The sequence below is a fragment of the Methylobacterium platani genome, assembly GCF_001653715.1.
Lineage (GTDB): Bacteria > Pseudomonadota > Alphaproteobacteria > Rhizobiales > Beijerinckiaceae > Methylobacterium > Methylobacterium platani.
This window is the reverse complement of the sequence record NZ_LWHQ01000074.1, coordinates 52,239-66,201: the sequence shown is the minus strand read 5'-3', so window position 1 is coordinate 66,201 and position 13,963 is coordinate 52,239. Positions and strand designations below refer to the sequence as shown.

Genomic DNA, 13,963 nt, shown 5'->3' with positions numbered 1-13,963 from the left:
GCACCCCAGCGAGGCCGGAACATAGGTCCTCAGGGACCGATGGACGAGGGACCACCTCATGAGCAGCGCCCGCCCCACCTTCAGCATGACGCCGCGCTCGCCCCGGCTCACGCTTCCGCCGTTGTCCTGCAATGCCCATTGTCACATCTTCGGCCCTGCCGCGACCTTTCCCTATGCGGTCCCGCGAGACGCCGCCCCGGCGGATGCGCCCAAGGACGTCTTCCTGGCGCTTCAGCGTCATCTCGGCCTCGATCGTGCGGTGATCGTCCAGACCCTCAATCACGGCTACGATCACGCCGCCGCCATCGAGACGATCCAAGCCGATCCCGACAATCACCGCGGTATTGCCCTCGTGCCGCTAGACGTCGCCGACGCCGAGTTAGCCAGGCTCAACGCTCACGGCTTCCGGGGAGCGCGCTTCCACCTGACGCACACGATGCCGGGGACGGAGACCATCGACGACATCGTGCGGTTCGGGGACCGCCTCGCGCGGTTCGGCTGGCATCTCCAGCTTCATATCAACGGCGAGCAGATCCCGGATTGCGCCGCCGCGATCCATCGTTCGGCCGTGCCCGTCGTGATCGACCACATGGCCGATCCCGATGCCTCGCCCGGGCTGTACCAGCCGGGCTTCATCGCCCTGCGGCGGCTCCTCGAGGACAAGAACGTCTGGGTGAAGATCAGCGGCTGCGACCGCGCCACGCGTGCAGGGCCCCCCTACACTGATACGATCCCTTTCGTGCAGTCCCTCATGGCGCAGGCGGGCGACCGCGCTGTGTGGGGCACGGACTGGCCGCACACCAAGCTCGACGGCCCAATCCCGGATGACGGTCTCCTGGTCGACCTCCTCGGCGACATGATCCCCGATCCCGCCGAGCGGCACCGCGTGCTCGTCGACAACCCCGGTCAGCTCTACGGCTTCCCGTAAACACGTCCCAACGCGATACGAGACCTGACAATGACGATCCTCATCACAGGTGCCGGCGGCCATATCGGGCGGCGACTCGTCGATGCGCTCGCGGCCCAGGGCGAGACCGTGGTCGCGGTCGATATTTTCGACCTGCATCGCACGATCGACCGACCTGATCACGTGACGTTCCGGCGCGGCAGCGTCGCCAACATGAGCGAGGTGCTCGACGTCATTAAGACCCACCGCGTGGAGCGCATCTTCCATCTTGGCGCGATGCTCAGTGTCGTATCCGAAAGCAATCACTGGGAGTCGCATCAGATCAACGTGCAGGGAACGATGAACGTCCTCGAAGCGTCCCGTATCCTCGGCATCAAGCAGGTCTTCTTCGCCAGCAGTCGCGGTACTTACGGCCTCGACACCGGCGACGTCGTAGACGATTTCACCGTCCAGCGCCCGACACTGTTCTACGGCTCCGGCAAGCTTTACGGAGAGGGTGTCGGCCGCTGGTACAGAGCGAAGTTCGGGCTGGATTTTCGGGCTCTGCGCTACCCCACAATGATGGCGCCAGGGGTGCGTACGGCGGGACATTGGGCCCCATTGATGATCGAGGACGCCATCCAAGGCCGCGCTCACGTTGCGCAGGCCTCCCCATCCGATCTCGGAGCCTTCCTCCACGTGTCGGACGCAGTCCGCGGGACCTTGGAAATCATGAACGCATCTGCCGAGCGTGTCCCGCGGGTGGTCTACAATTTAGCTGGGATTCAAAACCTAACTTCAGCGCTGGAGATGGAGGCCGCTCTAGTCCGTCGTTTCCCCGAATTCACTGTCAAGTATGAACGAGAGAACGGGCCGCGCGCGACGTACAGCAAATTCAGCGACTCCCAGGCGCGGCACGATTGGGGTTGGCGTCCCGAAATTGACGATCTTGATAAGTTGATCTCAGCTTTTGAGAGAGATGCGTCCAATTAATCAATACTTAGTTGATGCGAGAACAAAGCCGCGCCAATGCGGATCAAATACTTATAATAAAACACCTCGACCTGCTCGACCTATATAATCCCGAAGATGACTGGATTTTCGTAGCGCGTGCTCTTGACGTGCGAAGCGATGACGGAGTTGCGGTTGGTGCCTGCGCGGTTGCTGGTCCATCGAGTGCCGAAGTGTGGGAGCGTGGTCGTCGGATCGCGAGGTTCGATCCTGAACCCCGCGACGCCGTGACAGCTCGGGGTGATCCGCGAACCTCAGGCAGGTCGGCGGTGATCATGCGCCCGCCGATCAGAATGCCTCGATCCGCGGTGAAACTCTCCAGCTGTTTTTCACCTCACCTGTGCTGCTCTTCGCCTCATCCGATCAGTCGGACGGCCTTGCCTTTGTCGATCTCGGCCTCGTTGTAGTAGCGCGCTGCCTGCTGCACCGAGCGGTGCTGCGACAGCTGCATCGCCTCGGGCAACGGGACACCCTGCCGTCCAGCCTCGGTCATGAACCCTGAGCGCAGCCCATGGGCTGAGAACAGTGCCGGGTCGAGGCCTACCCGGGCGCATCGTGCTTTGAGGATCGCGTTCACGCTCTGCGGATCAAGCCCCACCGATCCGAGCCGACCCCAACGGTCGATGCGCCGAAACACCGCTCCGCTCTCGATCTTTGCGAGCGCCAGCCAGTCGAGCAGAGCGGTGGCGACACGCCCGATCACCACCACCCGGGCATCGTCCTCCGCCGTCGTAGTCTTCGTGCGCCCGAGCCGGATCGTGAGCTTCGGCACGGTAGGGCTGTCCGGATCGGCCGGATCGCGCGGCACGGGAGCGTCGTGCATCAGGTCCTCGACCCGTAAGCCCGCGACCTCAGCCCGCCGGCGCCCGCCGGACGCGAAGGCGACCAGCAGCAGCGCACGATCGCGCATGTCGACCAGCCGATGCTCGTACAGGCAGGTGGTGAGCAATTTCTCGATCACCGCGGCGGTGACCGCCCGCTGACTCTTACGAGCGCGAGGCCGCCGGTTCGCCCGCACGGCCAACGATAGGGCGGTGCGCAGGCGCGGAGCCTTGAAGGGACCTTCGACCCCGCGGAAGCGGTGCAGGGTCGACCAGTGGGCGAGACGCCGACGCACGGTCGAGACCGCGTGCGGTCCGGCGACTCGCAGTAGGCCGCGGGCCCTCAGATCATCCTCGACCGCGCCGGGCATGCCATGACGGGGATCGCTCTCGCGCTCGGCCGGATCCCAGAGGTGATGGGCGACGAACTTCAGCGCCAGGGCCTCGGTGGCAGGCCAGGGCAGGGGATGACTGGTTGCAGCCAGGCACCAGGCCTCGAGGTAGCTGAGGTCGGAGGCGAGCGCCCGCAGCGTGTTGGCGCCCATGCCGGAGCGGGCAAGGTGCTTGAGGGTGGCAGCGTCCTCGTCGGTGAGGAGGACAGCCAGTCGCTCGCGAGCGTCGAAGGGCAGAAGTCCGGCGAGGGCGTCAAGGTCACGCTCCCGGGCAAGGGTCGGATCCGGGGGGAGGGCAGGGGAGAGATCCGACATCGCAGGCAGGCTTCCGAGGGCATTTGGATCGCGTTCAAGCCGATTTTCGAACCTGCGTCCATCATCATCGATAAGAGTACACGACCAGCGCTATCAGAACCCGACCGGCTTCCTCGGCGCGGGCCTCGCCGTCTATGGCGGCGTGCGCGTGACCTCGTTCTAGAGACGGGCGCGAATGCGGGCGTTGCGCCTTCTCGGGGTCATGGGTGGTATAGCTACCTCCTTGGCTGCCAGTCCGGCACCGGCACGGGAGAACCCTGCCGTGCCGGGCTGGCCGTCGCGGATCGTCTCGTTGAACCTGTGCGCGGACGAGCTCGTGCTGAGGCTGGCCGATCGCGGGCAGGTCGCGGCGGTGACCTACCTCGCCGGCGATCCGCGCGGCTCGACCGTGGCGGCGCAAGCCGCCGGCGTGCCGGTCACACGGGGTCTCGCGGAGGAGATCGTGGCCTTGAAGCCCGACCTCGTCATCGCCGGAGCCTTCACTACCCGCACCACGGTCGGGCTCCTCAAGCGGATCGGCTTCCCGCCGCTCGAACTCGGCGTACCGGCCAATTTCGACGGCGTGCGCGCCCAGATCCGCCAGGTCGCAGCGGCCGTCGGCCATCCGGAACGCGGGGAAGCGATGGTGGCGGAGCTCGACGCCACCCTCGCGCGCGTCGTGCCGGCCTCCCGCCGTCTGCGCGTCCTGGTCCTGCGCCCGAACGCCTTCACGGTCTCGCCCGGCAGCCTCGGCGACGCGATCATCCGAGCCGCCGGCCTCGTCAACGTCGCCGCCGAGATCGGCCGCGACCGCACCGGCTCGGTGCCGCTCGAGGCCGCTGCCCTGGCCGATGCCGACCTCGTCGTCGTCGACGCCGGTGAGACGGGCACGCCGTCCCTCGCCGACGCCCTACTGCACCACCCAATCCTTGAGAGGCTGCGCGCGCAGGGGCGCACGGTTCCGATCCCCAACCGCCTCTGGACCTGTCCCGGTCCGCAGGTCGCCGAGGTCGTCGTCCGGCTCGCGGCCGCAGCGAGAGCGCGCACCCCGATGAAGACCCCATGAACGCTCCGATGTCCTTCGTGACACGAACGACGCCGCAGGCCAGCAGCCGACGCCTCGTCGCGGGGTTGGTCCTCCTGACGGCGATCCTGATCGTCGCCTCTGTCGCGGTCGGCTACGCCGCTCTCGATCTCCCGGCAGCCCTCGGCGACTGGCTCGCTGGCCGCTCCACCCTCCCGGCCCTGGTCCTGATGGAGTTGCGCCTGCCCCGTGCGCTCCTCGGTGCGCTCGTCGGCTTCAGCCTCGGTCTGACCGGGGCGGTGATGCAGGGCTACCTGCGCAATCCGCTCGCCGACCCGGGCATCCTCGGCATCTCGTCGGCCGCCGCGCTCGGGGCGGTGGTGGTGTTCTACGGCGGGCTCGCCGGCAGCCTGACGCTCGCCCTGCCGCTCGGCGGCATCGCCGGCGCGGCCCTCGCGGCGCTCGGCGTCAACCTGCTCGCCGCCCGCGGCACCGGCACACTCGGGCTGATCCTCGCCGGTGTCGGTCTGTCGAGCCTTGCCGGCGCGCTGACGGCGCTCGCCCTCAACCTCGCGCCCAATCCCTACGCCGCCCTGGAGATCGTGTTCTGGCTGATGGGCTCGCTCGCCGACCGCAGCATGGATCACGTCTGGCTCTGCCTGCCGCTGATGATCCTGGGCTGGATCCTGATGCTCTCGACCGCCCGCGCCCTCGATGCCCTGGCGCTCGGCGAGGACACGGCCGCGAGCCTTGGCTTCGACCTCGTCTCGGTTCGCATCCGCATCGTCACCGGGGCGGCTTTGGCGGTGGGCAGCGGCGTCGCGGTGAGCGGAGCAATCGGCTTCGTCGGCCTCGTCGTTCCCCACCTCGTGCGGCCGCTGGTCGGAGCCCGTCCCGGAGCCAGCCTGTGGCCGAGCGGGCTCCTCGGCGCGGTCTTGGTGCTCGGCGCCGACCTCGTCGTGCGCCTGCTGCCGACGCGGCCCGAGCTGAAGCTCGGCGTCGTCACGGCTTTGGTCGGGGCGCCGTTCTTGATCGCGCTGCTGTTCCGGCAGGGGCGAGGTCGATGAGGCTGTCCGCCGAAGAGCTTAGGGTCCGGCTTCAGGACCGTTCCATCCTCGACGGGGTCTCGCTGTCGGTGGAGGCCGGCGAGTTCGTCGGCCTCGTCGGCCCGAACGGGGCGGGCAAGACCACGCTCATGCGGGCGCTTGCCGGACTCGTGCCGCCATCAGCCGGCCACGTCCTCCTCGACGGCCGGCCTCTGTCCGCGATCTCCCGGGATGAGCGGGCACGCCGCCTCGCTGTTCTGGTTCAATCGGCCGGGATCGGCTGGCCGATGCGCGTTTCCGAGGTCGTCGCCCTCGGGCGCCTGCCGCACCGGCGCGCCTTCGCAGGCCCGAGCGAGGCCGATCACGCCGCGGTCGCCCGGGCGATGGCGCGCGCCGACGTCACCCACCTGCGCGAGCGGACGGAGCCGAGCCTGTCTTCGGGCGAGCGGATGCGGGTGCTGCTCGCCCGCGCGCTCGCGGTAGAGGCCGAGATCCTCCTCGCCGACGAGCCGATCACCGCCCTCGACCCGGCCCACCAGCTCGACGCGATGAGTCTCCTGCGCGGGATCAGCCGCGCTGGCACCGGCGTTGTCGCTGTCCTGCACGACCTCACCCTGGCCGCCCGCTTCTGCGACCGGCTCGTGGTGCTGAGCGAGGGCCGGATCGTCGCCGACGCGAGGCCCGCCCTTGCCCTGACCGATCCGCTGCTGCGGGCCGCCTTCGGCATCACGGTCCTGCGCGGCACCGACGCCGACGGCACATCCTACATCCTGCCCTGGCATCGCTCGGGGCGCCTCCGGGAGGACGACCATGACCCAGCCGGCCAAGACCGCTCCTGAGCATAAGACTGCTCCTGACCGCGACGCCGTCGAGGCGCTGCTGCGGGACTCCTTGCGCGATCCGGGCACGGCCTGGAGTCTCGGCAGCTTCGGGGCGATCGCCGAGTTCATGCGTGATCCCAACGAGCCCGTCTCCGCACTGCCCGACGATCGCCTCGGGATGGCGACGGCCCGCGGGGCCATCGCGTTGCGGCCCGACCCCGACCTGCGCCCGGTCGCCTACGAGACGGCGGTCGCCTCCGGCTGGAACCACGCGGTGGCGCTCTGCCTGCCCGAGGGTGCCTGTGCCATGAACCGGCGCGGCGTGGTGACGGAACTCGGCCCCGATCACGAGGCGGCCCGGCCCGAGGACCGCGACGGGGTGCTGTTCGATCTCGGCCTCGATCTCTTCGCCATCGACGCCTGTGTACGGAGCTGCGATCCCGAGGTCGTCGCCTGCCTGCGGGCGGGGGCCGGGCGGCCCCTGTTCGCGCCCGGAAACCCGATCGGGCCGCGCCTCGTCGCCATGAGCCCCCACCGGGTCTTTCTCGCGCGCTTCGGTCGCATCGAGGTCTACGCCCCGATCCCGCCCTCCGGCGGCACCAGCCCGGAGGGACCGCACACCCACGTCCTGCCGAAGCTCCTGCGGAGCGGACGCACTCACGCCGCAACGACCCCGATCCCGGCCGGCCTCGTGCCCTGCGCCGCCCTGCACCCGGCCCATCCCTACAAGGACATGCAGGGGCAGCGCATCGCCTTCGATCCCGAGCGCCTGGCGGCGTTCCAGGTGCTGCTGCAGCTCTGGGGCGATCCGGCGCTGGTCGCCGTCAAGCACGGGGCCGAGGATCACGGCGGCGCGGTATCGAGCCGGCACGCGCAAGGAGCCCGGCGGGTGGCGGAGGCGCAGAGCCGCTACCTGCGCGGCGAGACCGTCGAGGCCGGCCCCGGCGACGATGAGGACGAGGCCGCCGACATCCACGCCTGACCATGTCCCCGATCGTCGAGGGTGGGCTGATGCCCCGCCAGCGGGTCGTCGGCCTGATCGGTTGTCCGGGGGCGGGCAAGACGACCTACGCGCGCCGGTTCGATCCGCGCGAGGGTTGGGTGCACCTCACCCTCGACGACCTGCGGCAGGCGCTCTGGCCGCCCGACCGCCAGATGTACTGGGAGGTGCGGCGCGGTGGCTACGACGGCGAGGCGCAAGCCCTGCTGCACCGGGTGAAGGAGGCGGCGCTGCAAGCCGCCCTCGCGCAGGGCTTCAGCGTGGTGATGGCCGACACCCACCTGACGCGCGAGGTCTTCGCGCGCGAGCTCGCGATCGTCGAGGCACACGGCCTCGCCGTCGAGTGGAAGCTGTTCGACGTGCCCTGGGAGGTGCTGGTGGCGCGCAACAAGGCGCGGGGCCGGCTCGACCCGGCCCACCGCCAACCCGAGGACGTTCTCCGGCTGACCTACGAGGCGTTCCGGGCACCGGACGCTTGGTGGCGGACGCTGCCCGCTGACCGGATCGAGGTCATCCCGGTCTGAATGACACCCTTGCTCATCGTCTCGTAAGGCGGCAGTTCCGTGGACCAAACCAGCGACGTCATCCTCAAGCCGACGCTTCTCTATCGGCTGCGGCTGCTTGCCGGGGCACCACGTTACTACGCCGCCACCGCGACGACGAAGCAGTTGCTGAAGCTAGGCTTGATCGAAGCGACAGGACGCGTCCATCCATAGTCGCAGTTCTGCGAGTACATCTTGACCGCGGCGGGCCGCCGGTCCCTTGCACAGCGAGAGAATGAAAATCAGTGATGTTGAGCACCTTTTGGCGTAATTTCATGCAATCTCCTGCACTCGATATAACCACTTCGTTGGCCGGTAGTAGTATTCGTACATATGATAAATTGAAAAAATATCTATAATATTTCGTGCGTGGATGGTTGCCCGCTCAAGTCGCTGTGAGGCCTGGGACAGGGACAGCTCGTCAAACCTTTGTGCTGGGCTCGGCCTGCGTGTCAGGCGCGGGTAAAGTTCGTTCACAAGAGTGTGCCATCGATCGATTTTTGAGTACCCAGAGCGCTGATTCATGCACCGGTACTGTGCCTGAGAGATCACACCTGCTTGGATCGTCCACGATACGATTGACGGTCAGGATCGCGGCTGTAATACGTCATTAGGACGGTTCCTTTCGGGGATAAAAAGGGAACGCGGTGAGGGTACGAGCCCGATGCCGCGGCTGCCCCCGCAACTGTGAGCGGCGAGCCCACCATCACCTTACGTCACTGGGGACGCAAGACCTCCCTGGGAAGACGATGGCGGGCGGCGACCCGTGAGCCAGGAGACCTGCCGTCAGCCGTGGTCACATGTGGGCCGTGCCGGACGGGGTGTATCGGTGCCTCCACAGTGACGTGCCACAGCCATGAAGGCTCTTGACGTGCGCGTCTCTTATCCCTGGTTCCTTGCGGCACTTGCCGCTGGCTTCCCTGTCCCTGCCCTGGCGCAAGCCGCCGGCGAGATCCGCCTCGACGAGATCGAGGTTGCCGCACCCCCGCCTGCCTCCACTGGCGCCGCCGCCAGCGCAGGCTATCCCGGCGGTATCACCGGGATCGGCGGCGCCTTGCGCCCGGTCGAGGCGGCGAGCGCCGGTGTCATCAGCGGCGCAGCGATCAACAGCCGCCCGGTTACCCGCCCGGGCGAGGTGCTGGAGGCGGTGCCGGGCCTGATCGTCACCCAGCATTCCGGCGAGGGCAAAGCCAACCAGTTCTTCCTACGCGGCTTCAATCTCGACCACGGCACCGACATCGCCATCCACGTCGACGGCATGCCGGTGAACATGCGCACCCACGCCCACGGCCAGGGCTACGCCGATCTCAACTTCCTGATCCCCGAACTCGTCGGCGCGGTCGAGTTCCACAAGGGCCCGTACTTCGTCCGCGACGGCGACTTCGCCTCCGCCGGCTCGGTGCGGATCGACTATCTCGACAAGCTCGACCGCAACATCGCGCTCACCACGCTGGGCAGCTTCGGCTACAGGCGCGGGCTCTCGGCCGCTTCCGTACCGCTCGGTGCCGGCAACCTGCTCGTCGCCGGCGAAGCGCAGACCTATGACGGGCCATGGGTCGTGCCCGATGCCCTTCGCAAGCTCAACGGCGTTGCCCGCTACAGCCAGGGCACCGCCACGGACGGGTTCGCCGTCACCGGCATGGCCTATTGGGCGAAGTGGAACGCCACCAATCAGATCCCGGAGCGGGCGGTCTCCGAGGGGATCATCGGCCGTTACGGCACCCTCGATCCGACCGATGGCGGTGACACCGGGCGCTTCTCGCTCTCCGGGCGCTGGAGCCAGTCGGATGCCGGCGGCGTCACCCGGGCCTCGGCTTACGTGATCCGCTACCAGATGAATCTCTGGAACAACTTCACCTACTTCCTCAACGATCCCGTCAACGGCGATCAGTTCAGGCAGCGCGACAGTCGCGTGCTCGGCGGTGGTGAGATCTCCCGCGTCTTTCAGGGCGACCTGTTCGGGTTGCCGATGGAGAACGAGATCGGTGTGCAGACCCGTACCGACGACATCCGGGTCGGCCTGTTCAACACGACCGCGCGACAATATCGCTCGACGGTGCTCGATGACCGGGTGCTGGAGGCGAGCGCCGCCTTCTACTACGAGAACCGGGTGCGCTGGACCGACTGGTTGCGCACCAGCGTCGGCTTCCGGGCTGACGGTTACTATGCCGACGTCCGCTCCGACACGCCGGCCAACTCCGGCAAGGCTCGCGACGGCATCGTCAATCCGAAGCTCGGGGCGGTGTTCGGGCCGTGGCTCGATACCGAGTTATACGTGAACTATGGCGGCGGCTTCCACTCGAACGACGCACGCGGCGTCACCGCCACAGTCGACCCGGTCAGCCCGCTGTTCAACATCTCCCGCTCGCCGTTCCTGGTGCCCTCGACCGGCTACGAGGTCGGGATCCGCAACCGCTCGATCGGCGGGCTGGAGACCAGTCTCGCCCTGTTCCGGCTCGACTTCGCCTCCGAGAACCTGTTCCAGGGCGACACCGGCACCACCGAGCCGAGCCGGCCGACCCGCCGCTTCGGCATCGAGTGGAGCAACCACTACGCCGTCACGCCCTGGCTGGCGCTCGAAGGCGACCTGACGATCACCAATGCCCGGTTCTCCGACCGCGATCCGGTCGGCCAGCGGGTGCCGGAGGCGCCGACGACCATCGCCTCGGCCGGCATCACCTTCGGCGAGGGCCTGGGCTGGTTCGGATCCTTGCGCTTCCGCTACTTCGGACCGCGTCCCCTGATCGAGGACAACTCGGTGCGCTCGAAGCCAACGGCACTCCTCAACGGCCGGGTCGGCTACAACTTCGACAATGGCGTCAGCCTCTCCCTCGACGTGCTGAACTTGACGAACGCCAAAGCCGACCAGATCACCTACTACTACGTGTCCCGCCTGCCGGGAGAGGACGCTGCCGGCGTTGCCGATCGGCACTTCCACCCGGTCGAGCCGACGGCCGTTCGACTGACCCTGGCCGGCCGGTTCTGACGCCCGATCTCCTTCGCCTGGAAGGATTACCTCATGCGCACCCTTGCCGCTTCGATCGGCCTGCTGACGGTTTTGTGGATCGGCCCGGCTGCGGCTCACGGCTGCCATCGCGGCTGGCAACAGGCGCCTGTCGAGGGCTGGCACAGCCACGGTCTCAAGTGTGATGCCCGCAAGGGCCTCGGGGTCTCACGCCGAGGCAAGGCCCACGGCCGCCGGGCGGCTTGATCCACTCCTCTGAGCTTTACCCGGGCTTGAACCGGGTGGCCTGACCGGCGCGAGCGTCTGGTTGTCCGGATGCTCGCGGACGGGTCAGCATTCATGGCATCAGGACGATGAAATCCCGCGACACACAGCGAGACGACGTCGGCTCGGGCGAAACGGCCGCGCTTCAGGGGAATCACGTTCGGCGCTTGATCGGCAGGTAGGAATCCATCGTCGGAGAGAGATGGCCTCGCTCGAAGCGCACGCCGAACACACGATCGAGCTCCGGCGAGACCGCGACCGTAGCGGCGGCCCCGTCGCATAGGATCCGGCCGCGTTCCAGCAGCACGAGCCGGTCGCAATCGAGGACCGCACGATCGAGGTCGTGCAGGACGACGACCACGATCCCGTGCCGGGCCCAGTCCCGCAGGCGGCGCATCAGGTCGAGGCGATGGCCGATATCGAGGCTCGCGCCGGGCTCGTCGGCAAGGACGACGTCCGGCCTGGCGACGAGGGTGGCCGCGAGCAGCGCCCTGGCCTGCTCGCCGCCGGAGATCTGCGACCAGCAGCTTTCGGCGAGTCCGGCGAGATCGTGGTCGTGCAGAATATCCGGGATCGCGAGCGAGGCGCCGGGACGGCGGCTTGCGCCGAGCTCGATCACTTCCCGGACGGTGTAGTCCCAGGCCGGCTGGAAGCTCTGGGGCAGGTAGCCGATGCGGCGGCCGCGCTCGGGGGGCGGAATGTCGGCGAGCGGCGCCCCGTCGAGCGTGACGCGGCCGGCGGCGGGACGCAGCAGGCCGGCGAGGGCGCGCAGCAGCGTCGACTTTCCGGCTCCGTTCGGCCCGATCAGCCCGACGAGGCTCCCCGGGGCGAGATCGACCGATACGGCGTCCAGCAGGCGGCGAGGGCCGGCCGTCACGACGAGGTCGTCCGCGCGAAGCCGGGTCATGCCCGCATCCGCTGGCGCAGGAGGAACAGGAAGAAGGGGCCGCCCGCGGCCGCCGTCACGAGCCCGAGCGGGATCTCCGCCGGCGGCAGTGCCGAGCGGGCGAGTCCGTCGCAGACCATGACGAGGAGCGCGCCGATGGCGGCCGAGACCGGCAGCAAGCCGCGATGGCGCGGCCCGACCCACCAGCGGGCCACGTGCGGCGCGGTCAATCCCACGAAGGCGACGAGGCCGCCATAGGCCACCGCCAGGGCGACGGTGGCGGCGCCGACCAGGATCGCCCGGGCGACGAAGCGTGCCGTGTCGAGACCGAAGGCCTGCGCCTGATCCTCGCCGAGGCCGAGGAGGTCGAGGCCGTGCGCAAGGCGCAGGCTTGCCCCGAGGGCGAGGCCCGAGAGTCCGGCGAGCCAGGCCAGCCCCTCCCAGGTCGGCGTCTGGACGCCCCCCAGCGTCCAGCTCAGCACGACCTGGAGGCTGACGCTCTCGTCGGAGAGGGCGAGCATCAGGAAGGAGCGGACCGCCCCGAGCATCGCCGCGACCGCGACACCGGCGAGCAGCAGGCCGGCGGCATCGCGCGTGCCGGCCCCCCGGGCGACGGCAAGGACCATGAGAGTCGCCCCCCAGGCCCCCAGGAAGGAGAACCCGCCGAGCGCCAGGGAGGAGGGCAGGCCGAGGGGAACGAGCAGCGCCACCGTCGCCCCGATCGCCGCGCCGCCGGCCGAGCCGAGCAGGTAGGGTTCGGCGAGGGGATTGCGGAACACGCCCTGGAAGATCGCTCCGCCGAGCCCCAAGAGGCTGCCGACCAAAGCGGCGGCAAGGACGCGGGGCAGCCGCCACTCGAGGAGCAGGCGCGAGCGGAGATCCTCGGCGCCGCCGAGCGCCCGGACAATCCGGGCTGGCCCGGCCCAGTCGTGCCCGGCCGCGATGCCGAAGGCGAGCGCGAGGACGAGGAGCGGCAGGAGCCGGCTCGCGATGCGCAAGGGGATGCTCATGGATGGCGCGCGCTCATGGATGCCCTTCGGGGTTCGGGTGCAGGAGCGCTGCGAGGCGCTCGATCCCGTCCACGGTGCGCGGCCCGGGGATCAGGAATTCGGCGCGCGGCACGACATGCGCCCGGCCTTCGCGAACCGCGCGCATGTCGCGAAAGCCGGGCCGGGCCGTCAGCTCGCGCAGCTCGGCGTCGCGGCCCGCCAGGAGCAGGACGTCCGGATCGGCGGCGAGCAGGGCCTCCGGCGAGACCTGGGCGAGACTGCCGGATCCGGTCAGCGCCAGGCAGCCCCCGGCCCGGGCGACGGCATCGGCCGTGTAGGTGCCCGCCCGTGCAGCGAGGACGAGCCCGTTCCCGAGCCGCCCCGTCACCAGGACGAGGCGCGGGCAAGGCCGCCCCGCGACCACACCGGCGACTCGTGCGAGACGGACCGCCAGGGTGTCGGCGACGGCGGTCCCGCGCGCAGGCTCCCCGGTCGCCCGTCCGACGAGGCGGATGTTGTCGAGGACCTCGCCGAGGGTGCGGCTCGTCAGGACGAGGGTGGGCACGCCGAGCCGCTCCATCGGGGCGAGCAGGAGATGCGCCGCTTGGCGCGCCGGTGTGACCAGAACCAGGTCGGGCTCCTGGCCCACCACGGCATCCACCGAGAAGCCGAGCCGGCCGCCGACGACGGGCTTCGCCGCCGCCTCCGGTGGGTAGCGGGTCAGCGCGTCGATGCCGACGATCCGATCGGTCAACCCGAGGGCTGCCACCAGCTCGGTGTTCGACGAGAAGATCGTCACGATCCGGCGCGGCGGCGCCGGCAGGACGACGTGCCGCCCCAGCGCATCAACGAGGTGGATCGGCTCGGGCCGGGCGGGGCGCGCAGCGACGAGCGTGGCGGCGAGGCCGAGGAGCACGAGGCAGACTTGTATTGGCACGCCAACGCTTCGTCTGCCTCGTTGGTGGTCGTGTCGCAGATTTTCGCCGCAAAACCGGTGACCACTTTTGCGAAATCTGCTTCGG

The 13,963-nt window shown here is 69.0% G+C and carries 14 protein-coding genes and 1 riboswitch; of the genes, 10 read left to right on the top strand and 4 right to left on the bottom strand.

Annotated elements, in window-relative coordinates:
• The first annotated feature begins 58 nt into the window (after positions 1 to 58).
• Together A5481_RS28650 and A5481_RS28645 are read left to right on the top strand one after the other, a co-directional pair.
• On the top strand, positions 59 to 928 hold the full coding sequence (locus tag A5481_RS28650; protein ID WP_048435196.1) for an amidohydrolase family protein: 870 nt from the start codon (positions 59 to 61) through the stop codon (positions 926 to 928).
• A gap of 30 nt (positions 929 to 958) precedes the next feature.
• The gene (locus A5481_RS28645; protein WP_048435195.1) at positions 959 to 1,879 is read left to right on the top strand and encodes an NAD-dependent epimerase/dehydratase family protein; all 921 of its coding nucleotides are present in this window, start codon (positions 959 to 961) and stop codon (positions 1,877 to 1,879) included.
• A 373-nt stretch (positions 1,880 to 2,252) separates the two neighbouring features.
• Here the strand turns inward: A5481_RS28645 and A5481_RS28640 are convergent, their stop codons facing one another.
• Positions 2,253 to 3,425 carry a site-specific integrase gene (locus A5481_RS28640; RefSeq protein WP_048435194.1) on the bottom strand — a complete coding sequence of 391 codons (1,173 nt, stop codon included), beginning with the start codon at positions 3,423 to 3,425 and terminating at the stop codon, positions 2,253 to 2,255.
• A 262-nt stretch (positions 3,426 to 3,687) separates the two neighbouring features.
• On the opposite strand from A5481_RS28640, the gene A5481_RS28635 reads away from it, so the two are divergent.
• The 8 genes from A5481_RS28635 (at position 3,688) to A5481_RS34995 (ending at position 11,048) form a co-directional block, all read left to right on the top strand.
• Positions 3,688 to 4,470 carry an ABC transporter substrate-binding protein gene (locus A5481_RS28635; RefSeq protein WP_245238964.1) on the top strand — a complete coding sequence of 261 codons (783 nt, stop codon included), beginning with the start codon at positions 3,688 to 3,690 and terminating at the stop codon, positions 4,468 to 4,470.
• Positions 4,467 to 5,495 (top strand): FecCD family ABC transporter permease, encoded by a 1,029-nt coding sequence (locus A5481_RS28630; RefSeq protein ID WP_048435193.1) that lies wholly within the window; start codon positions 4,467 to 4,469, stop codon positions 5,493 to 5,495. The genes A5481_RS28635 and A5481_RS28630 overlap by 4 nt, the downstream gene beginning before the upstream one ends.
• Positions 5,492 to 6,313, top strand: a complete 822-nt coding sequence (locus A5481_RS28625; protein WP_048435192.1) for an ABC transporter ATP-binding protein — start codon at positions 5,492 to 5,494, stop codon at positions 6,311 to 6,313. Before A5481_RS28630 ends, A5481_RS28625 begins: the two co-directional genes overlap by 4 nt.
• Positions 6,285 to 7,277 (top strand): DUF6925 family protein, encoded by a 993-nt coding sequence (locus tag A5481_RS28620; RefSeq protein WP_048435191.1) that lies wholly within the window; start codon positions 6,285 to 6,287, stop codon positions 7,275 to 7,277. The genes A5481_RS28625 and A5481_RS28620 overlap by 29 nt, the downstream gene beginning before the upstream one ends.
• Positions 7,278 to 7,279: 2 nt before the next feature.
• The gene (locus tag A5481_RS28615; protein ID WP_048435190.1) at positions 7,280 to 7,819 is read left to right on the top strand and encodes an AAA family ATPase; all 540 of its coding nucleotides are present in this window, start codon (positions 7,280 to 7,282) and stop codon (positions 7,817 to 7,819) included.
• A 39-nt stretch (positions 7,820 to 7,858) separates the two neighbouring features.
• On the top strand, positions 7,859 to 8,011 hold the full coding sequence (locus A5481_RS34290) for a hypothetical protein (protein ID WP_156311934.1): 153 nt from the start codon (positions 7,859 to 7,861) through the stop codon (positions 8,009 to 8,011).
• Between the two features lie 425 nt (positions 8,012 to 8,436).
• A riboswitch (cobalamin riboswitch) is annotated at positions 8,437 to 8,639 on the top strand.
• A gap of 54 nt (positions 8,640 to 8,693) precedes the next feature.
• A complete protein-coding gene (locus A5481_RS28610; RefSeq protein ID WP_082173235.1) occupies positions 8,694 to 10,823 on the top strand; it encodes a TonB-dependent receptor in 2,130 nt (709 codons plus the stop codon).
• A 33-nt stretch (positions 10,824 to 10,856) separates the two neighbouring features.
• Positions 10,857 to 11,048, top strand: coding sequence for a hypothetical protein (locus A5481_RS34995; protein WP_082173234.1), 192 nt, complete (start codon positions 10,857 to 10,859; stop codon positions 11,046 to 11,048).
• Positions 11,049 to 11,220: 172 nt separating this feature from the next.
• Here the strand turns inward: A5481_RS34995 and A5481_RS28605 are convergent, their stop codons facing one another.
• Genes A5481_RS28605 through A5481_RS28595 form a run of 3 tightly spaced genes read right to left on the bottom strand, consistent with a single transcriptional unit; the run spans position 11,221 to position 13,878 of the window.
• On the bottom strand, positions 11,221 to 11,973 hold the full coding sequence (locus tag A5481_RS28605) for an ABC transporter ATP-binding protein (protein WP_048435189.1): 753 nt from the start codon (positions 11,971 to 11,973) through the stop codon (positions 11,221 to 11,223).
• Positions 11,970 to 12,962: a FecCD family ABC transporter permease gene (locus tag A5481_RS28600; protein ID WP_048435188.1), complete on the bottom strand. Its 993-nt coding sequence runs from the start codon at positions 12,960 to 12,962 to the stop codon at positions 11,970 to 11,972. The genes A5481_RS28605 and A5481_RS28600 overlap by 4 nt, the downstream gene beginning before the upstream one ends.
• A 13-nt stretch (positions 12,963 to 12,975) precedes the next feature.
• Positions 12,976 to 13,878, bottom strand: coding sequence for an ABC transporter substrate-binding protein (locus A5481_RS28595; protein ID WP_082173233.1), 903 nt, complete (start codon positions 13,876 to 13,878; stop codon positions 12,976 to 12,978).
• Positions 13,879 to 13,963 lie beyond the last annotated feature (85 nt).